Genomic DNA, 25,081 nt, shown 5'->3' on the forward strand with positions numbered 1-25,081 from the left:
ACCGCCTGTTCGCACCTGATCTGCCGGAGGACCAGTGCCCCTGCTCTACACCATCGGCAAGCTCGCCGTGGGGCCCACGCTGCGGTTGGCGTTCCGCCCGACCGTCGAGGGGCTGGAAAACGTGCCGAGGAGCGGCGGGGCGATCTTCGCCGGCAACCACCTGTCCGTGGCCGACGAGCTGTTCCTCGGCACGGTTGTGCCCCGGCACCTGGCGTTCTGGGCGAAGTCGGAGTATTTCAAGGGCACCGGTGTGAAGGGCGCGATCTCCAAGTTCGTCCTCACCGGCCTGGGTGCCATCCCGGTGGAGCGGGGCGGCGGTCGAGCCGCGCTGTCCGCGTTCGACGCGGCGATCCCGGTGCTCAAGAACGGTGACCTGGTGGTGGTCTACCCGGAGGGCACCCGCTCGCCGGACGGCCGGCTCTACCGGGGGCGGACCGGCACGGTTCGGCTGGCGACCTCGACCGGCGTGCCGATCATCCCGGTCGGCATGATCGGCACGGACAAGGCGCAGCCGATCGGCGCCCGGGTGCCCCGGCCCGGCGCCGCCGAGATCATCATTCGGTTCGGCAAGCCGATCGACCTGACCGGGCGGCCGACCGACCGCACCTCGTTGCGGCAGATGACCGACGAGATGATGAGCGAGATCCAGAAGCTCACCGGCCAGGAGTACGTCCCCCGCTACGCCCCGCCGCGCGCCCACCCGGACGCGACCCGCGAGGCCTGACCCCCACCCGGTTGACCAGGAAGTCCACCGCCTTCGTGGGGCGGGAGACCTCCTGCTCAACGCTGGGTGGGTCGCGTTCAGGCCTTGGGTTGGATGATCTGGGCCCGCAGGGTGTTCAACAGGGCGGCGCTGTCGGCGACCGACAGCCGGGTGAACACTCCGGTGGCGATGCTGCCGTGATCGACAGAGGTGCAGACCACCACGTCACCGCCGTTGGACCGGCCGACCGCGCATCGCTCGTGCCGGCCCCGCACACCGGTGTCCACAACCTCGGGTGCGTCCAGCGCGTACCGCTCGGTGAGCCGGCTGATCTCGGCCTCCGCGTCCGACTCCGGGCTCCACCGGAAACCCGTTCCGCCGAAGACCGTCACCTGCTTGCCGCCCGAGGTGGAGTAGACACCGGCGAAGGTGCCCTCGGCCAGCAGGTGCTCCCCGCGTACCTCCTTCTCCAACTGTCGGGCGGCCTCCGCGCTGCGGCCGTCCTGCCGCAGCTTCAGATCGTCGACCTGGGCGGGCAGCGCGGCCTGCACCGGGTACTGGGCTGAGATCGGGAATCCGTAGTAGGCGGGGCAGCCGCAACAGCAGGCCAGGGTGAGCAGCAGCAACCAGGGCCAGCGGCGACGACGGCGAACCGGCACCGGCACGTACCCCTTGGGGGCCTGCCAGCCCGGCGGCGGCCCCGCCGGCGGCGCCACGGGCGGCGCGGCGGACCGCTTGCCCCGGCGCTGCTTCGGCGCGCTGGGCGGTGGCGTGGGCGGCGGCGTCGGCCGGGTCGGCATCCTGGGTCCGGTCGCCTGCGGTGGCCTCGGGGCCGCGGCCGGAGACACCGGGTGCGACCCGACCGAGCGAGCAGGCTGGCTGGGCCACTGCTTCGTCGCCGGCGGGGTCGGATGCGGCATCGTCGGGGGGAGCGGGGTAAGCGACGGCAGTTCGGCGGAGGGCAGGTCCCAGCCGCCGGTGTCCACGCCGGCCCACGGGTCGACAGGCGTCTGGTGCTCCGGCGGTCCCACGGGCAGGGGTGGCAGCGGGGTCGGCTCGGCCGACTCGCCCCAGACCGGTCGGCGTGGCAGCGGGGGTGGCACCGGCGCCGAGCCGCTCCACCTGGGCGCGGGGGGCTCCGGGGTGGTGGCGGGCTCGGGCCGGCCCGAGGCTGCCGGCTGATCCGGAGACTGGGGCTGCGTCGGAGGTGCCGGCTGGTCCGACGCTTCCGGCTGCGTCGGAGGGGCCGGTTGGTCTGACGGTTCCGGTTGGTCCGACGGTTCCGGTTGGTCTGACGCTTCCGGCTGCGTCGGAGGGTCCGGTTGGTCCGACGGTGCCGGCTGGTCTGACGCTTCCGGCTGCGTCGGAGGGTCCGGTTGGTCCGACGGTTTCGGCTGGTCCGACGGTACGGGTGGGGAGGCCGGCTGATCGGCGGCCGCCGGAACCCGGTCCGGCTCCGCGCCCGGGGTGCTCCCGTCGGCCGGCCGTGCTCCCGGCTGGGGCTCGGGCATGGCGGCAATCTCCTCTCGCGCCGGTCCGAGGTTAGTACCGCGTCGCCACCGCCGGGTGGGCGCGTACCCTTGGGCATCATGAGTGCCCCGTCCACGACGCCGCGCGCGGCCGCGACCAACTCTCGCGACGACTCCAGCTCGGCGGCTCCGACGCCGAGCCGTGACCTGGAGCCGTCCGTCTGGTCCCAGCTCGAGCCGCTGTTGCCCCAGGTTTCCAAGCCCATCCAGTACGTCGGGGGCGAGTTGGGTGCGGTGACCAAGGACTGGGCCGCGGCGACCGTGCGCTGGGCGTTGATGTATCCCGACGCGTACGAGGTGGGCCTGCCCAACCAGGGCGTGCAGATCCTCTACGAGGTGCTCAACGAGCTGCCCGACACCCTCGCCGAGCGGACGTACGCGGTCTGGCCGGACCTGGAGACGCTGATGCGCACGCACGGCGTGCCGCAGTTCACCGTCGACGCGCACCGGTCGGTGCGTAACTTCGACGTGTTCGGCATCTCCTTCTCCACCGAGCTGGGCTACACGAACATGCTCACCGCGATCGACCTGGCCGGCATCCCGATGCTGGCCGCCGACCGCACCGACGCCGACCCGGTGATCGTGGCCGGTGGCCACGCGGCGTTCAACCCGGAGCCCATCGCCGACTTCATCGACGCCGCGGTGCTCGGCGACGGCGAGGAGGCGGTGCTGGAGATCACCGCGATCGTGCGGGAGTGGAAGGCCGAGGGTTCCCCGGGGGGCCGCGACGAGCTGCTGCTGCGGCTGGCGCGCACCGAGAGCGTCTACGTGCCGCGCTTCTACGACGTCGACTACCTCCCGGACGGGCGGATCCAGCGTGTCGTGCCCAACCGGGCGGACGTGCCGTTCCGGGTGCACAAGCGCACGACGATGGACCTGGACGCCTGGCCGTACCCGAAGAAGCCCCTCGTGCCGCTGGCCGAGACGGTGCACGAGCGGTACGCGGTGGAGATCTTCCGGGGTTGCACCCGGGGCTGCCGGTTCTGTCAGGCCGGCATGATCACCCGTCCGGTGCGGGAGCGGTCCATCACCACGGTCGGGCAGATGGTCCGCGAGGGCCTGGAGTTCTCCGGCTTCAACGAGGTGGGCCTGCTGTCGCTCTCCTCGGCCGACCACTCCGAGATCGGTGACATGTGCTCGGGCCTCGCCGAGCAGTACGCGGGCACGAACGTCTCGCTGTCGCTGCCGTCGACCCGGGTGGACGCCTTCAACATCGACCTCGCGCAGGAGTTGTCCCGCAACGGGCGGCGGACCGGCCTGACCTTCGCCCCGGAGGGCGGGTCGGAGCGGATTCGCAAGGTCATCAACAAGATGGTGACGAAGGAAGACCTGATCCGTACCGTCGTCACCGCGTACACCAACGGCTGGCGGCAGGTGAAGCTCTACTTCATGTGCGGCCTGCCCACCGAGACCGACGAGGACGTCCTCGAGATCGCGGAGATGGCCCACGAGGTGATCCGGGCCGGTCGGGCCGCCACCGGTTCCAAGGACATCCGCTGCACGGTCTCCATCGGTGGGTTCGTGCCGAAGCCGCACACCCCGTTCCAGTGGGCCTCGATGGAGCGTCCGGAGGTCATCGACCACCGGCTCAAGATCCTCAAGCAGGCCATCAACTCGGACCGCTCGCTGGGCCGCGCCATCGGCTACCGGTACCACGACGGTGAGCCGTCGCTGATCGAGGGACTGCTCTCCCGGGGTGACCGCCGGGTCGGCTCGGTGATCCGCAAGGTCTGGGAGAACGGCGGCCGGTTCGACGGGTGGAGCGAGCACTTCTCCTACCAGCGCTGGGTGGACGCGGCGGCCGAGACGCTGCCCGCGTTCGGGGTCGACCTCGACTGGTACACCACCCGGCAGCGCGAGGAGCTGGAGGTCCTGCCCTGGGACCACCTTGACTCGGGCCTGGACAAGGACTGGCTCTGGCAGGACTGGCAGGACTCGGTGAGCGAGTTCGAACAGGACGACTGCCGGTGGACGCCCTGCTTCGACTGCGGCGTCTGCCCATCGATGGACACCGAGATCCAGATCGGCCCGACCGGCAAGAAGCTGCTGCCACTCACGCCGCTGGGCGGCAACGGAATGAAGGTCCCGGCCGCCGACCACCCGGCCTGACCGCCCGCCGCCGGGGCAGCACCCGGCGGCGGTGACCGCTAGCCTCCACAGTCGACACCACACCCGCCGGGCCTCGTGCTCGGCGGGTGACTGGCGCTGACGGGGGATAGCGCGATGTCCGGTTTCTCCATGAACGCTGGCACTTCCCGGGCATCCTGCGGTGAGGACAGACGGATGAGGATGAACGTCGGAGCGATCCGGCCGGCCGCTGCCTGCCTGCTGGCGGGGTTCCTGGTGGTAGGTGCGGCCCAGCCGGCGGCCGCCGCGCCTCGGCGGGCCGAGCAGTGGTATCTGGACGAGCTCCGGATCGACCAGGCGCACAAGATCTCGACCGGGCGGGGCGTGATCGTGGCCGTGCTCGACAGCGGTGTCGAGGCCAGCCACCCGGACCTGCGGGGTCAGGTCCTTGCCGGTGGTCGCAGCTACGGCGCCTCCGGAGACGGTCGGGCCGACGAGAACGGCCACGGCACGCACATGGCCGGCATCATCGCGGCGAAGAGCGGCGGTCGCGACGGGGTGGACGGCATCGCCCCCGGCGCGAAGATCCTGCCGATCAAGATGGGCAAGGGCAGCGGGACCTTCAGCGACGGGGTGATCGCTCTCGGTATCCGGATGGCCGTCGACGGTGGCGCCAAGGTGATCAACTTGTCCGTCGGTGGGCCGGGCGTCGTCAGCCCGGAGGAAGAGAGCGCGATCAGGTACGCGCTGGACCACGACGTCGTCGTGGTTGCCTCCGCTGGCAACACGGCCAAGGGCGATGTCAGCGTCGCGCAACCGGCCAACACCCCCGGTGTGATCGCGGTTACCGGGACGACCAAGGGCGGCAGATTCTGGTCCGGCTCGGTCCAGGGGCCGGAGGCGGTGGTCGCCGCTCCGGGCGACGGCATCTACAACGCCAGCAACGAGGGGGGCTACGGCTGGGGCGACGGGACCTCCGACGCCACGGCGATCGTCTCCGGCCTGGCCGCGCTGATCCGGGCGAAATATCCGAATCTCAACGCCCCGAACGTGATCAACCGGATCATCCGGACCGCACGGGACTCCGGCCGGGCCGGGCGAGATCCGCAGTTCGGCTTCGGGCTGATCGACCCGCTGAAGGCGCTGACCGCGAACGTACCGCCGGTCACCACCAACCCGCTGCTCGGCCCGGAGGCGACCCCCAGCCCGGGCCCGATCATCACCGAGGCCGCGAAGGAGTTCGACCTCTCCCAGCACGGCGATCGCGGTGGTCCCACCGACCAGCAGGTCATGGTCGTGGTCATTGGTATCGCCGTCGCGCTGGTGCTGCTGCTGGCGCTTGTGGTGTTCCTCATCTGGAACCGCCGGCGCTACCGGCGGGAGGCGGTCCGGGCCGCCGCCGACATCCCGGACGAGGTGCTGGACCAGATGATCTCCGGCGGCTACCCGCCCCCGCCGCCGGGCTACGGCCCGCCTCCTGGCTACCCGCCGCCTCCCGGGTATGCCGCGTCGCCCGGCTACCCTCCGCCTCCCGGGTACGGCCCGCCTGCCGGGTATGCCCAGCCTCCCGGTTACGCCCAGCATCCCGGTTACGCCCAGCATCCCGGTTACGGCCCGCCTCCCGGGTATGCCGCGTCGCCCGGCTACCCTCCGCCTCCCGGTCACGGCCCGACCTCCGGGTACGCCCAGCCTCCGGGTCAGGCGCAGCCTCCCGGTTACGCGCAGCCTCCCGGTTACGCGCAGCCTCCCGGTTACCCCTCGCCTCCCGGTAGCGGCTCGCCTCCCGCCGACCCCCCAGTTTCCGGTCATCCCTCGGCGCCCGGCCACCTTCTGCCTCCCGGGTACGGCCCGCCGGGCGGAGCTCCGCCCACTGGGCCGCAAGAGCGGTAACCGGTTCTGATCGTGATGGCCGGCTGGTGACCTTCCGGGGCCGCCGGCCGGCCATCAGGCTTCGCGGACGGGTGGTCACGACCCAGCCGGGCGGTTCGTACCCGCCTGTCCGGGCGCTCCGACCGCCCCGGCTGCGTACCGTCGTTGGCGCTGGGCCAGGATGGTCGGACACGCAGGTACACCCGAGGAGCCCACGATCGCCAAGAAGCCTCAACCCGAGGGCGGCCAGGCACCGGTCGTCCAGCGCGTCCGCATCCGGTACGCCAAGCGCGGGCCGCTGCGGTTCACCTCGCACCGGGACTTCGCCCGGGCGTTCGAGCGTGCGCTGCGCCGGGCCGCCGTGCCGGTCGCCTTCTCCCAGGGTTTCCACCCGCACCCGAAGATCTCCTATGCCAGCGCCGCGCCCACCGGGGTGGCGAGCGAGGCGGAGTACCTGGAGATCGCCCTTCAGGCCGAGGTCGACCCGGAGGCGCTGCGCGCCGCGTTGGACGCCGCGCTCTCGCCGGGGCTGGACGTCCTGGACGCCGTGATCGCCGAGGGGGGCAACCTCCCGGACCGGATCGAGGCGTCGCACTGGCACATCGAGTTGCCCGAGGTCGAGACCGAGGTGCTCCGCGCCGCGGTGGACGCCTTCCTCGCTGCGGACGAGGTGCTGGTGGAGCGGATGACCAAGCAGGGTCGACGCACCTTCGACGCCCGCGCCGCAGTGATATCGATCGATGTCCTCGCACCAACGCCGACGCCTTCCGGGGCGCCGGCCGTACCGTGTGCGATACTCGAACTGGTCGTACGGCAGGTCACCCCGTCCGTACGGCCCGATGACGTCCTTTCCGGCCTCCGCGTGGTGGCCGACCTGGAGCCGCCGGTTTCGCCGAGGGTGACCCGGCTGGCTCAGGGCACGTTGACCGCGCAGGGTGCGATCGTGGATCCGTTGGATGCGGATCGCGACGGGGCAACCATCGTTGGGCACTGACCGACGGTTGGTGTTCTGGCAGGCAGACTTCGGCGGTCGCGCACCACGCGCGCCCGGCGGAAACACTTTTGCGGCGACCCTGCGTGGCAGCGCTCACCCGCGCCCGGGGTAGCCAGAACTGGAGAACGTCCATGCTCGAGAACGAGCCCGAGGGCGGCGAACGGACCGGTTCACAGCCGGCCGGGGAGACCGCCGACCAGAGCACCACGGCCGACGGCGCTGCCGTCGCGACCCCCACCACGGCCGTCGGTTCGGCTTCGGTGGAGCCGGACGGCGCGCAGAGCGCCGAGCCCGCCGCGCCGGTACGACGCGCCCGGGCGACCCGACGTCGCGCCGCCCCGCTGAGCCAGCCGGAGCAGACCGACGCTCCGGCCGAGGCGTCCACCAGCGAGGCCGCCAGTACCGAGTCGCCGCAGGCGGAGGTCTTCGCCCCGATCTCCGGCGACCAGGACGTCGCGCCCAAGACCCCCCGGCGCCGTCGTAAGGCCACCCCGGTCGAGACGACCGCCGAGGAGCCGCTCGTCGCGTCCTCCGCGGAGGTGGCCCCGGCCGACGTGGTTCCGCCGGTCAAGGTGACCCGTACCCGGCGCAAGAAGGCCACCCCGGCGGCCGTCGAGGAGCCGCCCACGGTCGAGGAGTCGGTCGTCGAGGAGCCGGTCGCCGCCGAGGAACCGGTGGCCTCCGACCTTCGCGAGGCCGAGGCCGAGCTGAACGACATCCCCACGGCGACCCCCGCCGAGTCGCCCTGGACCAGCGCCGGCGAGGTGTCACCTGGTGTCGCCGTCTCCGGTGTGACAGCTGAGCCGATCGAGCCGGCCGAGGTCGAGCCGGAGCAGCCGCGTACCCGTCGTCGGCGGGCCGCGCTCTCCGCGCCCACCGTGCTGTTCATGGCTCCCCAGCCGGACGCCGTGCCGGTGACCCGGCCGGTCGAGCCCGCTCCCGTCGCCGAGGAGCCGGCGGTGGAGGAGGCCGCGGAGCCGTCCCGCCGCCGTCGGCGTGGTCGCCGCGAGGTCGAGCCGGTGGAGCCGATCGAGGCGATCGAGGCCGAGGAGGAGCCGACCGAGGAGGCCGACGAGGCCGCCGAGGCGGATGAGGACGACGAGGACAGCGCCGCCGCGCGCCGTCGCCGCCGGCGTGGTCGCCGGGGCCGGGGCCGGGGCAAGGGCGGGGCCGACGACGCCGAGGACGACGAGTCCGAGGAGGCGGCGCAGGCCGACGAGGAAGAGACCGCCGAGGTCGAGGCCGAGGGCGACGAGGACGAGGACAGCGAGGGCGGGGACGGACTGACCCGCCGTCGCCGGCGTCGTCGCCGCCGGGGCGCGGGCGACACGGAGGGTGCCGCCGACGACGGCGTACCGACCGTGGTGAAGATCCGCGAGCCGCGCCGGACCGTCGACGAGGTGCAGGGCGTGTCCGGTTCGACCCGGCTGGAGGCCAAACGCCAGCGCCGCCGGGACGGCCGGGAGCAGCGGCGTACGCGGCCGCCGATTCTCAGCGAGTCGGAGTTCCTGGCACGCCGGGAGGCGGTCGACCGGGTGATGGCGGTCCGCCAGCGCGGTGACCGTACGCAGATCGCCGTTCTGGAGGACGGGGTGCTCGTGGAGCACTACGTCACCCGCAACTCCTCCGGCACGATGGCCGGCAACGTGTACCTGGGCAAGGTGCAGAACGTGCTGCCGAGCATGGAGGCGGCGTTCGTCGACGTCGGCCGGGGTCGCAACGCGGTGCTGTACGCCGGCGAGGTCAACTGGGACACCTCCGGTCTGGAAGGGCGGGCCCGCTCGATCGAGCAGGCGCTGCGCTCCGGCGACTCGGTGCTGGTCCAGGTCACCAAGGACCCGATCGGGCACAAGGGCGCTCGGCTGACCAGCCACATCGCGCTCTCCGGCCGGCACCTGGTCTACGTGCCCAACGGCAACGCGTCCGGGATCAGCCGCAAGCTGCCGGACAACGAGCGCAAGCGGCTGCGCGACGTGCTCAAGAAGCTGGTCCCGGACGGCGCGGGCGTGATCGTCCGCACTGCCGCCGAGGGCGCCAGCGAGGACGAGTTGGCCCGCGACGTCAAGCGGCTCCAGGCGCAGTGGGAGGACATCCAGGCCAAGGCCGCCGAGGGTGGCGCTCCGGCGCTGCTCTACGGGGAGCCGGACCTGGTCATCCGGGTCGTGCGGGACCTGTTCAACGAGGACTTCCGCGAGCTGGTCATCGAGGGCGAGCAGTCGTACGACATCGTCGAGTCGTACCTGTCGCACGTCTCTCCGGACCTGGTGGACCGGGTGCGGCGGCACGTCGGCACGAGCGACGTCTTCGCCGAGTACCGGATCGACGAGCAGATCATCAAGGGCCTGGACCGCAAGGTCTTCCTGCCCTCCGGCGGTTCGCTGGTGATCGACCGCACCGAGGCGATGACGGTGGTGGACGTCAACACCGGTAAGTACACCGGTTCCGGGGGCAACCTGGAGGAGACCGTCACCCGCAACAACCTGGAGGCGGCGGAGGAGATCGTCCGCCAGCTCCGGCTGCGGGACATCGGCGGCATCGTGGTGATCGACTTCATCGACATGGTGCTGGAGTCGAACCGTGAGCTGGTGCTGCGCCGACTCACCGAGTGCCTGGGTCGGGACCGCACCAAGCACCAGGTCACCGAGATCACCTCACTCGGCCTGGTGCAGATGACCCGTAAGCGGATCGGCGCGGGCCTGCTGGAGGCGTTCAGCGAGACCTGTGAGTGCTGCAAGGGTCGGGGCGTCATCATGCACACCGAGCCGGTGCCGGAGAAGGCGCGCGTTGCCGGTGCGGGGGAGAAGGTCAAGGCGGTCGCCTCCTCGGTGGCCGTCGCTCCGGCCGCCGCCGAGCAGGGCAGCACCTCGTCCCGTCGCCGGGCGCGCAAGAACGCACCGGCCGAGCGGGCCGTGGTCGAGGTCGTCGACACCGAGACCAGCGCCGAGCCGGACGCGGACTACCAGGACACCATGGGCTACGACCTGTCCCGCTACGAGTCGGAGACGGCCGCCGCGCCGGCGATCTCCGACGCTCAGCAGGGGGAGTCGGCCCGGTTGGCCGCGGCGGACGACCCGGACGCGCTCGCCGACGGTGAGGGCGACGAGGACAGCACCGAGGGTGGTGCCGGTCGCCGCCGTTCACGCCGGGGTGGCGCACGCCGGCGGACGCGCCCCTGACCGCCTGACCGGCCAAGTGTTTGGCGAGGTCCCTTCTCCGGCAAAGTGACGGGGGAGGGACCTCGCCGTTGTGCCACTCCGGCCCAGGATCGACAGTCCCTGGTCAGGAGAAGAAGATGCGTCGTCTGCTCGCCCTCATCGCGCTTGGCACTGTGCTCTTCGACGTGTCCGGCTGTGCCGCCGACCGGCCGGGGGGCGTGGGGTCCGGTCCGGCCGGCGTGACCACCGGTGGCACGGCCTCCGGGCCGAGCGGCGTTCCGGCCAGTGGTGCCGCGGCGGGCGGCGCCACGCAGGTCTGTGTCGCCGCCCAGCAGGCCAGCACCACCGCCGTCCGGACGTATGTGGCTGAGCTGGGCCAGATGGTCGCGGCGGTGGGCGCCGGGGACAGCGGCACGGCCGAGGCTGCCCGCGTACGGGCCGAGGGGGCGTTGGCCGGCTGGCGGAGCGAGCTGCGTAAACAGGCGGAGCGGGCCACCGATCCGCAGCTCAAGACCCTGCTCACCGATCTCGGCACCGAGGTCGCCGCGCTCGGCGCCGACGTCGAGTCCATCGACGAGACCGAACTCGACAGGCTCCAGCAGCGCCTCGACGAGCTCTGCGCGCGCTGACCAGGGCAGGCCGGTTTGGGGTCCGGGCCGGCAATGGCGTACTCTTGCCTGCGGCCCACCTTTGGTGTGCCGAGTTCCCGTGTGCCCGCGCCGCCGTGCACTGCTACCCGGCGAGCCGCCGCGGGGACGACCGCCAGCAGCCTCAACGACAGGGAGTCCGCCTCCGATGTACGCGATCGTCAAGACCGGCGGCAAGCAGTACAAGGTCGCCGAGGGCGACGTGATCGAGGTCGAGAAGCTCACCGGTGCCCCCGGTGACGCGGTGAAGCTCACCGCGGTGCTCCTCGTCGACGGTGACGACCTGGTGACCGACGCGGCGAAGCTTGCCGAGGTCGCGGTGTCCGGCGAAATCGCCGCGCACACCAAGGGCCCGAAGATCCGGATCCACAAGTTCAAGAACAAGACCGGCTACCACAAGCGCCAGGGTCACCGCCAGCCGTTGACCCAGGTCAAGGTGACCGGCATCTCCAGCGGGAAGTAGGTCGTCCTCCAATGGCTCACAAAAAGGGTGCGTCCAGCTCGCGTAACGGTCGTGACTCCGCGGCCCAGCGACTCGGCGTGAAGCGCTTCGGTGGTCAGGTTGTCAGCGCCGGTGAGATCATCATCCGGCAGCGTGGCACCAAGTTCCACCCCGGTGACCTGGTCGGCCGTGGCGGCGACGACACGCTGTTCGCGCTGTCGGCCGGTGCGGTCCTGTTCGGCACCAAGCGCGGTCGTAAGACCGTCAGCATCGTTCCGCAGCAGTAGTTCTCCGGCTAAGCGGGCCGCGGACCTCCGGGTCCCGGCCCGCTTAGCTTTTTTCGAAGTGCGGGGTCGGACCTCGCTGGAAGGATTGACGCCGTGGCGACGTTCGTTGACCGGGTCGTTCTGCACCTGCAGGCCGGCGATGGCGGGCACGGCTGTGTCTCGATCCACCGCGAGAAGTTCAAGCCCTTCGGTGGGCCGGACGGCGGTAACGGCGGGCACGGCGGCAGCGTGTCCCTGGTCGTCGACCCGCAGGTCACCACCCTGCTCGACTTCCACTTCCACCCGCACGTCAAGGCCGACAACGGCAAGGGCGGCGCCGGGTCGAACCGGGACGGCGCCAACGGCCGCACCCTGATGCTGAAGGTGCCCAACGGCACGGTGGTGCAGACCACCGACGGCACCGTGCTGGCCGACATGGTCGGCGCCGGCACCACCTTCGAGGTGGCTCGGGGCGGCCGCGGCGGGCGGGGCAACGCGTCGCTGGCCAACGCCAAGCGCAAGGCGCCCGGCTTCGCCGAACTGGGCGAGCCCGGTGACCAGTTGGACGTCGTGCTGGAGCTGAAGAGCGTCGCCGACGTGGGCCTGGTGGGCTTCCCGTCGGCCGGCAAGTCGTCGCTGATCTCGGTGATCTCCGCCGCGAAGCCGAAGATCGCCGACTACCCGTTCACCACCCTCGTGCCCAACCTCGGCGTGGTCCGGATGGACAACCACACCTTCACCGTCGCCGACGTGCCCGGTCTGATCCCCGGCGCGGCCAGCGGCAAGGGGCTGGGCCTGGAGTTCCTGCGGCACATCGAGCGCTGCGCCGTGCTGGTGCACGTCATCGACTCGGCGACCCTGGAGCCCGGCCGTGACCCGGTCGCCGACATCGACGCCATCGAGGCCGAGCTGAGCCAGTACGGCGGGCTGAGCGACCGCCCACGGATGGTCGCCGTCAACAAGGTCGACGTGCCGGACGGCCGGGACCTCGCCGAGATCGTGCGCCCCGACCTGGAGGAGCGCGGCTACCGGGTGTTCGAGGTCTCCGCGGCCACCCGGGAGGGGCTCAAGGAGCTCACCTACGCGATGGCCGATCTGGTCGAGGCGCAGCGTAAGGCCGCGCCGCCCGCCGAGCCGACCCGGATCGTGATCCGGCCGATCGCGGTGGACGACGACGGCTTCACCATCACCGCCGAGGCGGACGGCTCGTTCACCGTTCGCGGTGTCCGGCCGGAGCGCTGGGTCAAGCAGACCAACTTCGACAACGACGAGGCGGTCGGTTACCTCGCTGACCGGCTCGCCCGGCTCGGAGTGGAGGACAAGCTGGCCAAGGCCGGCGCGGCGCCCGGTGATCTGGTGCGGATCGGCGAGCGCGAGTTCGACTGGAAGCCGACGCTCTACGCCGGCGTGGACTTCGTACCCGGCAACCGGGGCACCGACGTCCGGCTGGAGGAGAAGTCGAACCGGCTCTCCGCGGCGGACCGGCTCGCCGCCCGCAAGGCCCGCCGGGTGCGATCGGACGAGGTGGGCGCGGACTCGTCCGACGATCTCGACGACGACGAGTACGAGGACGACGCCGAGTAGTCCGTTGCGCTCTGTGATCGGGTTGATTTCCGGAAACCTTCGCGAAATCCACCCGTCCTAGCGTGGGGTGATGCTGATCGAGTCTCGGCCCGTCATCGATCCGGAGATCGCCGCCCTGCTCATCGCCCAGCAGCGTGAGCTGCTTACGGCTGATGGCGGGTTGGATGGGCAGGTCTTCGTCCCCCACGACGACGTCCGCTACCTGGCGGCGGTGGTGCAGGGTCGCGCGGTCGCCTGTGGCGGGCTCCAGTCGATCGACGCCGGCACCGGTGAGATCAAGCGAATGTACGTCCGGCCCGCCTACCGGGGTCGGGGCATCGCCCGTCAACTGCTCGCCGCACTGGAGGAGTGTGCGTTCCGGCAGGGGCAGTCGGTGGTCTGCCTGGAGACGGGCACCTACCTGCCGGCCGCGATCGCGCTGTACACCTCGTCCGGCTATGACCAGATCCCGGTCTACGGCGAGTACGTGGGCAACCCGTACAGCATCTGTTTCGCGAAGCGGCTGCCGGTCGCGGCCTGACGCCTACGCGCCCGTGCTGGCGTGCGCGACGGTCACCGGCTTCGACTCGGGTGAGGCGTGCTGGCGCAGGACGATGCTCAGCAGGATCAGCGCTCCGACGGCGAGGAACTCGCTCTGCCAGTTCTGCATGGACTGGAACCAGAAGTCGCTGGTGCCGAGGAACTCCCACACGCCGATCGGCGGCGCGCCGCTCTGGAGCGCCTGCTCCTGGTTGTAGGCGGCGGTGCCCCCGAACAGGTGGCCGACGAACGAACCGGCGAAGATCAGCAGCAGCGCGAGGGAGAGGCTGTTGCGGTAGATCACCAGCGGCAGGCCGCCGACGCGCACCGGCCAGGGTGACTGCGGCGTGGCCCGCCGCTCGTCGTCCTCCGGCCGGTCGGTCTGGTCCACCGGCTTCGACTCGGCCGAGCCCCGCTGCACCAGGTACGCGGTGAGCAGCACGTAGCCGCCCATCTGGAGGAACTCCGACTCCCAGTTCTCGAAGACCGACTCGGCGAAGTGCCCGCTGCCCAGGTACGCCGGCCAGCTCAGCGGCGCGGCCCCGAACTCGGTCAGCTCCTCGTTGTGGGTCTGCCAGCCGAAGACGCTCTGCAACACCAGGAAGATCAGGAACGCGCCCAGCATGGCGATGGCCAGGGCGTTGTCACGTAGCCAACGAGGCATGATCGCACCTCCATCCGCCTGTCGACTTACCCCGGCGGGCGTGACCGCGAAACCACAAAAGTCCAGTTCAGTGGCGGTCGGCCGGGTTGTCCAGGCGTCCGCCGGTGCCCGCCTGGTTCGACAGCAGCAGCCCGAGCGCGAGCATCCCGAAGCCGAGTGCGAGGTGCAGCCAGTTGTCGGCGTCGTTCACCGGCAGGATGTTCGCCCCGCTCTCCGGGTCGACGGCCTCGATGGCCAGGCCGTACAGCCAGAGCGCGAGATAACTCGCCCCGCCGGCGGCCAGGAACACCCGGGCGCCGGCGACGCTGCGCGCCAGCACCAGGCCCACCAGCCCGTAGAGCAGGTGCACCGCGTTGTGCAGGATCGACACCTGGAACAGCCCGAGCAGTCGCGCGTCCGAGTGGTGCCCGGCGAATCTCAGCTCGCCGTAGTCGGTGGTGACGCCGGGAACGAAGCCGAGCACGCCGATCAGCAGGAAGACCCCGGCCACGACCAGCGCGGCCACCTGGACCCGGGGTCGAGGACCCGCCCGTCGGCCACCTCGCACGTCTCGTGCCATCGCTGCCCCCTCCGTGGCTCTGCCGGCCCTCGCGAACCGCACTGTCCGCAGCGGCGACATGACGCAGCCCGACGATCCTCCATTTTGAAGACCAACCGGTGGGCCGCGCAGAGAAATGCACGAAGAGGTATGGAAGCCGAAACGCAGGGTAGGTGAATGGTCAGCGGCGGCGGCAACGCGCCGCATCCCCCAGCACAACCGCGACGACTTTCTGAGCGGAAGGGAAATCATGTCTTACGATCTTTCACCCACGTCTTCCACGTACGGGCAGGAGTCGACGAACGGCGGTGGCGTTCGCGACCAGGTGCGCCAGGTCGGCTCCGAAGCCGCGCAGGCTGGCGGCGCGGTCGCGCAGACCGCGAAGGAGCAGGGCACCGAGGTCGGCCGCGAGGCGGCCCGGCAGGCTCGCAACCTGTACGGCGAGACTCGCACCCAACTCGCCAGCCAGGCCGGTGAGCAGCAGCGTCGGGCCGCCGGTGGACTGCGCTCGCTTGCCGACGAGATGCGTTCGATGGCCGAGCAGGGTGGTCAGGCCGGCCCGGTGACCGAGCTGGCCCGTCAGGCCGCCGACCGGGTGCACGGCGTCGCCGGCTGGCTCGAGCAGCGCGAGCCCGGCGACCTGATCACCGAGGTACGCGACTACGCCCGGCGCAATCCCGGCACCTTCCTGGTCGGCGCGGCCGTTCTCGGTGTGTTGGCCGGCCGGCTGACCCGGAGCGTCTCCGCCGCCGGCCACGACTCCGGCAACGGATCCTCGACCTACCGGGGTGCGGGGGCGTACGACCCGGAGCAGACCGCCGTCATCCCGACGCCGCCGCCGGCGCCCCGCGCGGTGCCGGACGCCGTCCCGCCGGGTGGCTACCTCGACCCGACCCCCGGCACGCGCACCGAGCCGATCTCCGGCGGCTATGCCGACCCGACGCCCGGCGGCTATGCCGACCCGAGCCGGGACGGTGCCTCGGAGTACTCCGGCACCGGGCAGCCACTGCCGCCGGTACAGCAGACCGACCCGCTGCCGGGCGTTCCGTCCAGCGGCACCCCCCGTCCGTGAGCCGCCGAGTCATCCGAAGGGAGGCGACGGCATGACCACGCCGACGCAGGGGTCCGGCCTGGGCTCCGGATACCAACCCGACGCGGGTGCCCCGCACACCGCTGCGGAGGTGAAGGGCAGCTCCATCGGTGAGCTGATGCGCCAGGTGACGAGTGACCTGTCGACGCTGATGCGTCAGGAGGTCGAGCTGGCCAAGGCCGAGATCCGCCAGGAGGGCAAGAAGGCCGGCAAGGCCGCCGGGCTCTTCGGCGGGGCCGGCTTCGGCGGCTACATGGTGGCGCTCTTCGTGTCCATCGCCGTGTGGCAGTTCCTGGACAACGTCATGGACTCCGGCCTGGCCGCACTGATCGTGGCCGTCGTCTGGGCCGCGATCGGCGCCGTCCTCTACTCCATGGCGAAGAAGAACGCCCAGCACGTCCGCGGGCTCAAGCAGACAAACGACAGCGTGCAGCGGATCCCCGACGCGCTCAAGCCGCACCCGGAGGGAGTCACCCGATGAGCACCGATCCCGATCAGATCCGCCGGGAGATCGAAGCCACCCGTAACAGCCTCAGCTCCGATGTGGACGCGCTGGCGTACAAGGTCAGCCCCAGCCGCATCGTCGACGACCGCAAGCAGCGGGCCCGTTCCGCTCTGCAGAATGTGAGGGACAAGGTCATGGGAACCGCGTCTGACCTCGGCCACGGCACCGGCCAGGCGGCTCACTCGGTGGGCGACCGCGCCTCGTCGGCGGCGTCCAGCGTCAGCGACGCCGCGCACTCGGCGGCGACGACTGTCAGCGACGCCGCGCACAGCGCCCCGCGGGTGATCCGGCAGAAGTCCCAGGGCAACCCTCTCGCCGCCGGTCTGATCGCGTTCGGCGTCGGCTGGCTGGCCTCCTCGCTGATCCCGGCCTCCCGCCGCGAGCAGCAGGCCGCGACCCAGCTGAAGGAGCGGGTCGGGGAGCACACCGATGCGGTGAAGGACAAGCTGGGGGAGGTGGCCAGCGAGCTCAAGGAGGAGCTGCGCGAGCCCGCCCAGCAGGCCGCCCAGTCGGTGCGGTCCACCGCCCAGGACGCCGTGCACGCGGTCAAGGACGACGGCAGGTCGGCCGCGCACGACGTCAAGGACCAGGCCCAGCAGGCCCGGCACCAGGTCAGCCCCTGACCTCACCACCACCACGCCGACAGCTCGCGGCCACCGTCCCGGTGCCCGCGAGCTGTCGCGCTCCATCCCATGCCGCGCCGATCGGCCTGGGCCGTTGTCGACTACCGGCTGTCCTGCCCCGACCGGAAGCGCGCGATCGCGCGGGACAGTGCGCGGTGCGGGGCGGGATTGGCGGCTCGGCGGATCTGGGCGTCGCCGTAGCGGACGCCGCCGCGCAGGACCCGCTGGGCTACCGCCAGCCAACCGCACACCCCGCGCTCCACCAGCCAGAGTGGGGCCGCCAGGGCCGTGGTCGGCGGAAACACCCGGTCCCCGCCGGCGCGCCGGCGGCCCGCCTCGGCCAGCGCGACCACCCCGGCCGCCGCGCCGAGCAGCAACCTGGGCCGGCGCGCCGCGACCGCCGCCGCCAGCCCCGGCAGGACCGCGAGCGCGGTCAGTAGGCGAGCCGGCTGGGCCAGATCGTCGTACGCCTGACGGACCCGTTGACCGCGGAAGTGCGCGGCGTCCGGCGGCAGTCGGCGGACGTACAGCCAGGCCGGCCTGGCCTCGACACCGCCGTACCCACGGACGGTACGGATCAGCTCCAGATTCTCGAAGAGCACGTCCGGGTCGTACCCGCCCATGGCGAGGAAGGTGCTGCGCCGCACCGCGAGGGTGCCCGGGTAGTCATCCCCGAGCGCTCGGTTGAGCAACGTCCGGCCGGTGTCCCACCAGGCGTGCCAGGGCAGCGGGTCGAAGTAGTTCTGCGGTCGGACCAGGTCGACCCGGGCCAGCAGCCGGTGCACGGCGCTCAGCCCGGCCTCGTCGTACCGGACGTCGTCGTCGGCGATCACCACGTGCTCGTGGGCCGCCGCGCGCACCCCCGTGCGTACGCCGAGCACCTTGCCGTTGAGCCCGCGCGCGGTGGCGTCGGGCGGGAGGTGCCGGACCAGTCCCCGCCAGGCGTCGGCGTGCCGCGCGAACACGTCCGGTGCGGATCCGTCGACCACGATCACCTCGACCCGGTCGGCCAGCCAGCGCAGGTAACCCGTCAGCTCGGTCAGGCCGGTGTCGGCGTGCCAGCGCAGCGGCAGCACGTACGTCATCGGCAGGTGGGCCGGCGTCGTGCCGGCACGGTCGTCTGCGACGCCGCACCCGCGGGCGGCGGGCCGGGCGTCACCAGGTGGGCTGAACAAGGACATCGACGTCCCTCCTCACCAGGACAGCTGTGTGTCGGTGGTCGAGCAGCACCTGCCCGCATTCCCGCCGATCAAACGGACATGTTGTTTCGACCGCCGGTCGCCGGGTAGCGCTGCCGGAAAGAGCTGTCCATGCCCGGATGTCCGGGTGGAGGAGACGAGATGACACACAGCGGAACGAGATGGGCGGTGCTCGGCGTCACCGCGGTCACCGCGGTCGGTGTGGGACGGGCGGTGGCTCGCCGTCGGCACCGGCATCAGCCGGAGCGGCAGGACGGCTGGTACGTGGTACGTCGCGGGGTGACGGTGGACCGGTCCCGGGACGGCGTGATCGGGTTCTGGACCGACCGGGAGCGGCTGGACCGCGCACTGGCCGGGTGGGCCACGCTGGCGCAGCTCGACGACCGGCGCTGGCGGTGCGTGGCCCGCGACCGGGCCGGCGGCGACACGGAGTGGCGCGCGGAGATCACCGTCGACGGACCGGGCGCGCTGCGGTGGCGGGTCGACGACGGGCCGGCACCGCAGGAGGGGCGGATCGAGCTGGCCGACGCCCCCCAGGGGCGGGGCACCGAGATCCGGGCCGAGCTGCGGTACCGCTCGGGCCCGGTGCGCCGCGTGTTCGGCCTGATCGGCGGCGACGACCCCGATCTGGCGCTGCGCGACACCCTGCGGCGGGTGAAGGCGCTGATCGAGTGTGGCCAGCTGATGGACACACGGGACGACCCGTCCGGCCGTAGCCCGAGGCAGGAGAGGGCGACCGACAAGGTGCGGGAGAAGTTGATGACGGGAGGCCGGGCGTGAGGGCACTGTGTTGGGAAGGCGTCGGCAAGCTGGCGGTCCGGGACGTGCCGGAGCCGCAGATCCGTGCCGAGGGGGACATCATCGTCCGGGTCCGGGCCAGCAGTGTCTGTGGCTCCGACCTGCATCTGATCAACGGGTACCTGCCGGCGATGCGGGAGGGCGACATCCTCGGCCACGAGTTCATGGGCGAGGTCGTGGAGACCGGTCCCGGCGTACGACGGCACCAGGTCGGTGACCGGGTGGTGGTCGGGTCGGTGGTCGCCTGCGGTGGCTGCTGGTACTGCCGCACCGAGCAGTACTCGCTCTGCGACAACTCCAACCCCCAGCCGGTGTTCACCGAGAAGCTGTGGGGGCACTCACCGGCCGGCATTCTGGGCTACTCGCACGCGGCCGGCGGCTACTCCGGGTCGCACGCCGAGTACATCCGGGTGCCGTTCGGCGACATCGGCGCGTTCGGGGTGCCCGACGGGGTGCCGGACGACTCGGTGGTGTTCGCCTCCGACGCCATGCCCACCGGATGGATGGCGGCGGACTTCTGTGGGCTCACCGGTGGCGAGGTGGTGGCCGTGTGGGGTGCCGGCGGTGTCGGTCAGATGGCGGCCCGGTCGGCGCAACTCCTCGGCGCCGAGCGGGTCATCATGATCGACCGATTCCCGGACCGGCTCGCCACCGCCGCCGAGCGGGTCGGGGTCGAGACGATCAACTACGCCGAGACCGACGTGTTGGAGGCGCTGCGGGAGCTGACCGCCGGGCGCGGGCCGGACGCGTGCATCGAGGCCGTCGGCATGGAGTCGCACGACGTCGGGCCGACCTACGCGTACGACCGGGCGAAGCAGGCGACGCGGTCGCAGACCGACCGCCCGACCTCGGTCCGCCAGGCGATCATGGCGTGCCGGAAGGGCGGCACGGTGAGCATCGTCGGCGTGTACGCCGGCCTGGTCGACAAGTTCCCGCTCGGCGCGGCCATGAACAAGGCCCTGGTGCTGCGGATGGGGCAGATGCACGCGCAGCGCTACATCCCGATGCTGCTCGACCGGCTCGCCGCCGGCGAGATCGACCCCGGCTACCTGGCCACCCACCCGATCTCGCTGGAGCAGGGCGCACACGGCTACGAGCTGTTCGAGAAGAAGCAGGACGGCTGCCTTCGCAGCGTCCTGCACCCCTGACCCGCCGCACGCAGCCGCCTCGCCGGTCACCCCGGAACGATCGGCGAGGCGCAGGTCAGGTGGTGCGCCGGACGTTGCTGAGGGTCAGGCCGAGGGGCGGCAGCGCCGGCATCCGGTGCAGGTCCAGGGCCAGGTCCTGGACGGGTACGTCGTAGCGCATGGCGCTGGTCAGGTTGGTGACCGCCCGCTTCATCAGGTCGATGGTGATCCACTCGCCCGCGCACCGGTGTCCGGCCCAGTGGTCACCGCCGCCCTGCGGGATCAGCTCGAACGGGTCCACGCGTCGGTCGGCGAACCGCTCCGGGCGGAACAACTCCGGTTGCGGCCAGAGGGTCGGGTGGTGGTTGGTGCCGTACAGGTCGAGCAGCACCCGTCGACCCCGCGGAAAGTGGTGGCCCTGCCAGTCGAAGGAGTGCTTGACCCGGGCCGCCGCGATCGGGAAGAACGGGTAGTAGCGGCGTACCTCCTGGACGAAGTTCCCGGTGGCCTCGTCGTCGCCGCGGACCCGGTCCCGCCAGCTCGGATGGTCGTGCAGGGCGAGCGCGGCGAACGCGATGTACTGGTCCACGGCGACCACCGGCCGCAGCACGTTGAGCAGCTCCACCGCCGCGATCCGCCGGGGGAGTAGCTGGCCCCGCCGGTCCCGGTGCTCGGCGATCACGGCCAGGGCGCTCCCGGGCGGCGCCGGGAAGAGACCGATCCGGGTGCGTTCGATGAGGCCGGCGAGCCAGCGTTCGGCGCGGTGCCGGGCGAGTCGTCCCCGCCAGTGCCGGGGTCCGAGCACCGCCGGCCCTTCGATCATCGCGTGCAGGTCGACGGCGCGTCGCTCGACCTGCGACGTGGGCAGCGGCACCCCCGCCCAGGCGCAGACCACGCGGGTGAGCAAACGGCCCAGCTCGTCGTAGAGCGGTAGCGGCCCGGCGGCCTCCCAGGCGGGGATCCGCGCCTGCCACTCGTCGTCGAAGAGTTGGCCGAGGTGCCGGATGGCGGTCGGCGTCATGATCGACATGAACATGGCCTTGCGGTCGGTGTGCTCCGGGCCGTCCAGCCCCTGCACACCCCGCCGCCCGGTGAGGGTCCGCTGCACCCGCAGCGGCATGGCGGTCGCGCGCTGGAAGCGTTCGGTGTCGTAGAACAGCATCGCTGCCGGCCGGCCACGCAGGCAGATGGTCGGGGTGAGCAGGATCCGGGTCTGGAACACGTCGCTGCCGTACCGTTCGCAGCGTTCGCCGATGAACCGGTAGCCGGCGCGGAGCAGGGCGAGAGTGCTGTCCGGGCTGCGGTCAGCCGGCATGGTCGCCATCGGGTCTCCTCACGCGCGGGTGCGGCCGGGCACCGCCGGGCCGGATGCGGGTACCCCCGTCGCCGCCGCTGAATCCCCGCGCCGACGGCACGCCGGCTGGCCCCTCCCAGGAGCGGCGGAATTTGGTTGGCTGCTGGTGGGACAACCACGGGGAGGGCGGATGCGCGACAACACATCGCCGCACTGGCGGCAGCGGCGAACGGTCCGGGCACCGGGCGGCGGCCGGGACGGGCGGCCTCTGATCGGGCCGCCTCGGCGACCCGATCGGCCGCACCGATTCTTCACCGTGCACCTGGGCTTCACCGCGCCCACCGTGGTCGAGGCCCGCGAGCTGGCCGTGGCGTACGCGGAGGCGTTGACCCTGCTCCGCCCGGAGGTGGCGCTCGGCGCGGCGGCCCTGTCGCCGGCCGACGCCTGGCAGCGGGCCGAGCGGCTGTTCTGCGGTGCGGTCGGCCCGGACGGCGAACGCTGCGTCGACGTGGCCGGTCATCCCGGCTTCCACCACGCCGCGGGGCCCGGCGGGCTCGGCTGGGGCGACGGCGACGGCCCCGTCCGTGGCTGACCGCCAACCCGGCTCACCCGTCCCGGGTCGGCGGCCACCGCACACCGGTCGGCGCGATCAGTCCAGGTCGAACTCACCGTCCTGCGCGCCGGCCACGAACGCGTCCCACTCGGCCTGGGTGAAGACCAGCACCGGCCCCTCGGGCTCGGCCGAGTTGCGCATCCCGATCAGGTCGTCGACGAAGGCGACCTCGACGGCGCTGTCGGAGGTGTCCCCTTCGGCCCGCTGCCAGACCGCCCGAGAGAGGTCGAAGTCGCCCTTGGGGTGCTGCGCCATTGTTCTTTCCTCCAGTGCCGAGGGTCGTGTGGTGACCGTGAGTCGATCCCCATCGGGCAGGATAAGCGGATGCCGAGCCTGACCCGTGTAGAGGCGACCGCGCGTGGCGCGGCGATTACTGTCGAGTCCTATCAGGTGGACCTCGACCTGACCGTCGGCGCGGAGTTGTTCCGCTCGCACGTCGAGATCCGGTTCCGGGCCACCCCCGGCACCGCGACCTTCGTCGAGCTCAAGCCCGCCAGACTGCTCGCGGTACGCCTCAACGACCGCGATCTCGACGCCGACCTGCTGACCGACAACCGGCTGCCGCTCACCGACCTCGACGCGGACAACACGCTCGTCGTCGAGGCGGAGATGGCGTACTCCAACGCGGGTGAGGGGATGCACCGCTTCGTCGACCCGGCCGACGGCGAGACCTACCTCTACGCGGTGAGCTTCCTCGACAACGTGCAGCGCATCTTCGCCGCGTTCGACCAGCCCGACCTCAAGGCTCCCGTCGTGCTGTCGGTGACCGCGCCGCCGGAGTGGACGGTCTCCGGCAACGCCGAGGTGGCTGCCACGCCGGCCCCGGGTCGGTGGGAGTTCGCCCCCAGCGCGCCGCTGGCCACGTACTTCTTCTCGCTGATCGCCGGTCCCTACCACGTGCGGCGGGCCGAGCACGACGGCGTGCCGCTGGGCATCTACTGTCGCCGGTCGCTCGCCGAGCACCTGGACGCCGACGCCGAGGAGATCTTCACCGTCACCCGGCAGTGCCTGGACCGGTTCCACCAGCTCTTCACCGAGCGCTACCCGTTCGGCAAGTACGACCAGGCGTTCGTGCCGGAGTTCAACGCCGGTGCCATGGAAAACCCGGGCATCGTCACCTTCCGCGACGACTACGTGTTCCGCTCGGCGGTCACCGACACGCAGCGGGAGTCGCGGGCCACCACGATCGCGCACGAGATGGCGCACATGTGGTTCGGCGACCTGGTCACCATGCGCTGGTGGGACGACCTGTGGTTGAACGAGTCCTTCGCGGAGTACCTGGGCACCCGGGTCACCGCCGAGGCGACCCGCTTCGACCAGGCCTGGACGACCTTCGCCATGCGCCGCAAGGCCTGGGGATACGCGGCCGACCAGCGGCCCTCCACCCACCCGGTCGCCCCGCCGGAGGTGGCCGACGCCGACGAGGGCCTGCTCAACTTCGACGGCATCTCGTACGCCAAGGGTGCCAGCGTGCTGCGGCAACTGGTCGCGTGGCTCGGCGACGAGGCGTTCCTCGCCGGCCTGAACGCGCACTTCGCCGAGCACCGCTTCGGCAACGCCACGCTCGCCGACCTGCTGGTCAGCCTCTCCACCTCCAGCGGCCGGGACCTGTCCGGTTGGGCCGACGTGTGGTTGCGGCGACCGCAGGTCAACACCCTGCGCGCCGAGGTCACCGTCGACGCCGACGGCCGCTACACCGACGTGGCCGTGGTGCAGACCGCGCCGGAGTCCCACCCGGTGCTGCGCCCGCACCGGATCGGCGTGGGCCGCTACGCGGCGGACGGCACGGTGCACCGCGACGACCTCGACATCGACCCCGCGGCCGACGGTGGCCGGACCGTGCTGGGGGCGTTGGCCGGCACGCCGGCGGCCCGGCTGTTGCTGCTCAACGACGGTGACCTCACCTACGCCAAGGTGCGCCTCGACCCGGCGTCGGCGGAGGCGGTCGCGCTGCTGCTGCCCCGCCTGGCCGACCCGCTCACCCGCGCGCTCCTCTGGGGCGAGGCACTGGACGCGGCGACCGACGGGGAACGGCCCGTCATCGGCCTGGTCGACCTGATGGCCGCCGCGCTGCCCACCGAGACCGAAGTGATCATCGCGGAGGACGTGCTCACGCTCAGCCGGTCGTTGGTGGACCGCTACCTCGACCCGCTGGCCCGGTCCACGGCGTTGGCCCGGGTCGCCGGGGCGTGCCAGCGGCTGCTCGACAGCGCGCCGGCGGGAGAGTCCTTGCAGTTGGCCGCCGCGCGGGGGTGGATCGGCGCGACCACCGACGCGGACCTGCTCGTCGGCTGGCTCGCCGGTCGGGACGTGCCAGCCGGGCTGCGGGTTGACGCGGAGCTGCGCTGGGCGGTGCTGCACCGGTTGGTGGTGCTGGGTGCCGCCGGCGAGGCGGAAATCGCCGTCGAGGTAGCCGCCGACAACAGTTCCACGGGCGCGGAACGGGCCGCCCGCTGCCGGGCCGCCCTGCCCGACCCGGTCGCGAAGAAGACGGCCTGGGACATCATCGTGCGGGACGCCGAGCTGTCCAATCGACTGCTGGAGGCGACCGCCGAGGGGTTCTGGCAGCCCGAGCAGGTCGAGCTGACGGCCGCGTACGTCGAGCGGTACTTCACCGACATGCCGGCGGCCGCGCGCCGACGTACTCCGTGGACGGCCGACCGGGTCGCGAAGCTGGCGTTTCCCCGCTACGCCGTGGCGCAGCCGACCCGGGAGGCGGCCGCGGCGCTGCTGGCCCGCGACGACCTGACTCCCGGCCTGCGTCGGGTGGTCACCGACTCCGACGACGACCTGCGCCGTGCGCTGGTCGCTCGCACGGCGGTGGCGGCCGCGGCGGCGTAGGGGCGGGTGCGGCC

General features: G+C 72.0%; 23 protein-coding genes. 17 read left to right on the forward strand and 6 right to left on the reverse strand.

What is annotated here, in order from left to right:
* The first annotated feature begins 34 nt into the window (after positions 1-34).
* A complete protein-coding gene (locus AB0O48_RS32250) occupies positions 35-724 on the forward strand; it encodes a lysophospholipid acyltransferase family protein (protein WP_357244162.1) in 690 nt (229 codons plus the stop codon).
* A gap of 77 nt (positions 725-801) precedes the next feature.
* Here AB0O48_RS32250 and AB0O48_RS32255 read toward each other — a convergent pair whose 3' ends face one another.
* Positions 802-1,503, reverse strand: coding sequence for a hypothetical protein (locus tag AB0O48_RS32255; RefSeq protein ID WP_365069707.1), 702 nt, complete (start codon positions 1,501-1,503; stop codon positions 802-804).
* A gap of 789 nt (positions 1,504-2,292) precedes the next feature.
* On the opposite strand from AB0O48_RS32255, the gene AB0O48_RS32260 reads away from it, so the two are divergent.
* The 9 genes from AB0O48_RS32260 (at position 2,293) to AB0O48_RS32300 (ending at position 13,776) form a co-directional block, all read left to right on the forward strand.
* Positions 2,293-4,341, forward strand: coding sequence for a TIGR03960 family B12-binding radical SAM protein (locus tag AB0O48_RS32260; protein ID WP_357244169.1), 2,049 nt, complete (start codon positions 2,293-2,295; stop codon positions 4,339-4,341).
* 174 nt (positions 4,342-4,515) lie between these two features.
* A complete protein-coding gene (mycP, locus tag AB0O48_RS32265; RefSeq protein ID WP_365069708.1) occupies positions 4,516-6,189 on the forward strand; it encodes a type VII secretion-associated serine protease mycosin in 1,674 nt (557 codons plus the stop codon).
* A 160-nt stretch (positions 6,190-6,349) separates the two neighbouring features.
* The gene (locus AB0O48_RS32270) at positions 6,350-7,162 is read left to right on the forward strand and encodes a TIGR03936 family radical SAM-associated protein (protein WP_357244175.1); all 813 of its coding nucleotides are present in this window, start codon (positions 6,350-6,352) and stop codon (positions 7,160-7,162) included.
* Positions 7,163-7,293: 131 nt separating this feature from the next.
* Positions 7,294-10,338, forward strand: a complete 3,045-nt coding sequence (locus AB0O48_RS32275) for an Rne/Rng family ribonuclease (RefSeq protein WP_365069710.1) — start codon at positions 7,294-7,296, stop codon at positions 10,336-10,338.
* A 116-nt stretch (positions 10,339-10,454) separates the two neighbouring features.
* Positions 10,455-10,946, forward strand: coding sequence for a hypothetical protein (locus AB0O48_RS32280; protein ID WP_357244180.1), 492 nt, complete (start codon positions 10,455-10,457; stop codon positions 10,944-10,946).
* A gap of 166 nt (positions 10,947-11,112) precedes the next feature.
* Positions 11,113-11,427 carry a 50S ribosomal protein L21 gene (gene rplU / locus AB0O48_RS32285; protein ID WP_007464063.1) on the forward strand — a complete coding sequence of 105 codons (315 nt, stop codon included), beginning with the start codon at positions 11,113-11,115 and terminating at the stop codon, positions 11,425-11,427.
* Positions 11,428-11,438: 11 nt separating this feature from the next.
* Positions 11,439-11,693: a 50S ribosomal protein L27 gene (rpmA, locus tag AB0O48_RS32290; protein ID WP_007464062.1), complete on the forward strand. Its 255-nt coding sequence runs from the start codon at positions 11,439-11,441 to the stop codon at positions 11,691-11,693.
* Between the two features lie 93 nt (positions 11,694-11,786).
* Positions 11,787-13,256 carry a GTPase ObgE gene (gene obgE, locus AB0O48_RS32295; RefSeq protein ID WP_357244184.1) on the forward strand — a complete coding sequence of 490 codons (1,470 nt, stop codon included), beginning with the start codon at positions 11,787-11,789 and terminating at the stop codon, positions 13,254-13,256.
* A 70-nt stretch (positions 13,257-13,326) separates the two neighbouring features.
* Positions 13,327-13,776, forward strand: coding sequence for a GNAT family N-acetyltransferase (locus tag AB0O48_RS32300; protein ID WP_365069714.1), 450 nt, complete (start codon positions 13,327-13,329; stop codon positions 13,774-13,776).
* Between the two features lie 3 nt (positions 13,777-13,779).
* Here AB0O48_RS32300 and AB0O48_RS32305 read toward each other — a convergent pair whose 3' ends face one another.
* Complete coding sequence (locus AB0O48_RS32305; protein WP_357572875.1) at positions 13,780-14,439, reverse strand: DUF6766 family protein; 660 nt, start codon at positions 14,437-14,439, stop codon at positions 13,780-13,782.
* A gap of 67 nt (positions 14,440-14,506) precedes the next feature.
* Positions 14,507-14,998 (reverse strand): DUF4383 domain-containing protein, encoded by a 492-nt coding sequence (locus tag AB0O48_RS32310; RefSeq protein WP_357244194.1) that lies wholly within the window; start codon positions 14,996-14,998, stop codon positions 14,507-14,509.
* Between the two features lie 229 nt (positions 14,999-15,227).
* Between AB0O48_RS32310 and AB0O48_RS32315 the strand changes: the two genes are divergently transcribed.
* Genes AB0O48_RS32315 through AB0O48_RS32325 form a run of 3 tightly spaced genes read left to right on the forward strand, consistent with a single transcriptional unit; the run spans position 15,228 to position 17,195 of the window.
* Positions 15,228-16,049: a hypothetical protein gene (locus tag AB0O48_RS32315; protein WP_357244197.1), complete on the forward strand. Its 822-nt coding sequence runs from the start codon at positions 15,228-15,230 to the stop codon at positions 16,047-16,049.
* 31 nt (positions 16,050-16,080) lie between these two features.
* A complete protein-coding gene (locus tag AB0O48_RS32320; protein WP_357244200.1) occupies positions 16,081-16,548 on the forward strand; it encodes a phage holin family protein in 468 nt (155 codons plus the stop codon).
* The gene (locus AB0O48_RS32325; protein ID WP_357572873.1) at positions 16,545-17,195 is read left to right on the forward strand and encodes a DUF3618 domain-containing protein; all 651 of its coding nucleotides are present in this window, start codon (positions 16,545-16,547) and stop codon (positions 17,193-17,195) included. The genes AB0O48_RS32320 and AB0O48_RS32325 overlap by 4 nt, the downstream gene beginning before the upstream one ends.
* A 101-nt stretch (positions 17,196-17,296) precedes the next feature.
* Here AB0O48_RS32325 and AB0O48_RS32330 read toward each other — a convergent pair whose 3' ends face one another.
* Positions 17,297-18,376 (reverse strand): glycosyltransferase family 2 protein, encoded by a 1,080-nt coding sequence (locus AB0O48_RS32330; protein WP_357572872.1) that lies wholly within the window; start codon positions 18,374-18,376, stop codon positions 17,297-17,299.
* A 159-nt stretch (positions 18,377-18,535) separates the two neighbouring features.
* Here AB0O48_RS32330 and AB0O48_RS32335 point away from each other — a divergent pair, with 159 nt between their 5' ends.
* Positions 18,536-19,174, forward strand: coding sequence for a cyclase (locus AB0O48_RS32335; RefSeq protein ID WP_357244209.1), 639 nt, complete (start codon positions 18,536-18,538; stop codon positions 19,172-19,174).
* Positions 19,171-20,340 carry a zinc-dependent alcohol dehydrogenase gene (locus tag AB0O48_RS32340; RefSeq protein ID WP_357244212.1) on the forward strand — a complete coding sequence of 390 codons (1,170 nt, stop codon included), beginning with the start codon at positions 19,171-19,173 and terminating at the stop codon, positions 20,338-20,340. The genes AB0O48_RS32335 and AB0O48_RS32340 overlap by 4 nt, the downstream gene beginning before the upstream one ends.
* Positions 20,341-20,395: 55 nt before the next feature.
* Here AB0O48_RS32340 and AB0O48_RS32345 read toward each other — a convergent pair whose 3' ends face one another.
* Positions 20,396-21,643 carry a cytochrome P450 gene (locus tag AB0O48_RS32345; RefSeq protein ID WP_365069719.1) on the reverse strand — a complete coding sequence of 416 codons (1,248 nt, stop codon included), beginning with the start codon at positions 21,641-21,643 and terminating at the stop codon, positions 20,396-20,398.
* A gap of 160 nt (positions 21,644-21,803) precedes the next feature.
* Between AB0O48_RS32345 and AB0O48_RS32350 the strand changes: the two genes are divergently transcribed.
* The gene (locus AB0O48_RS32350) at positions 21,804-22,205 is read left to right on the forward strand and encodes a hypothetical protein (protein ID WP_365069721.1); all 402 of its coding nucleotides are present in this window, start codon (positions 21,804-21,806) and stop codon (positions 22,203-22,205) included.
* A gap of 57 nt (positions 22,206-22,262) precedes the next feature.
* On the opposite strand, the gene AB0O48_RS32355 is transcribed toward AB0O48_RS32350, so the two are convergent.
* The gene (locus AB0O48_RS32355; protein ID WP_030491749.1) at positions 22,263-22,481 is read right to left on the reverse strand and encodes a DUF397 domain-containing protein; all 219 of its coding nucleotides are present in this window, start codon (positions 22,479-22,481) and stop codon (positions 22,263-22,265) included.
* A 69-nt stretch (positions 22,482-22,550) separates the two neighbouring features.
* Between AB0O48_RS32355 and pepN the strand changes: the two genes are divergently transcribed.
* A complete protein-coding gene (pepN, locus tag AB0O48_RS32360) occupies positions 22,551-25,067 on the forward strand; it encodes an aminopeptidase N (RefSeq protein ID WP_365069723.1) in 2,517 nt (838 codons plus the stop codon).
* Positions 25,068-25,081: the final 14 nt, after the last annotated feature.

This window comes from Micromonospora sp. NPDC085948 (genome assembly GCF_040686315.1).
Taxonomy (GTDB): domain Bacteria; phylum Actinomycetota; class Actinomycetes; order Mycobacteriales; family Micromonosporaceae; genus Micromonospora.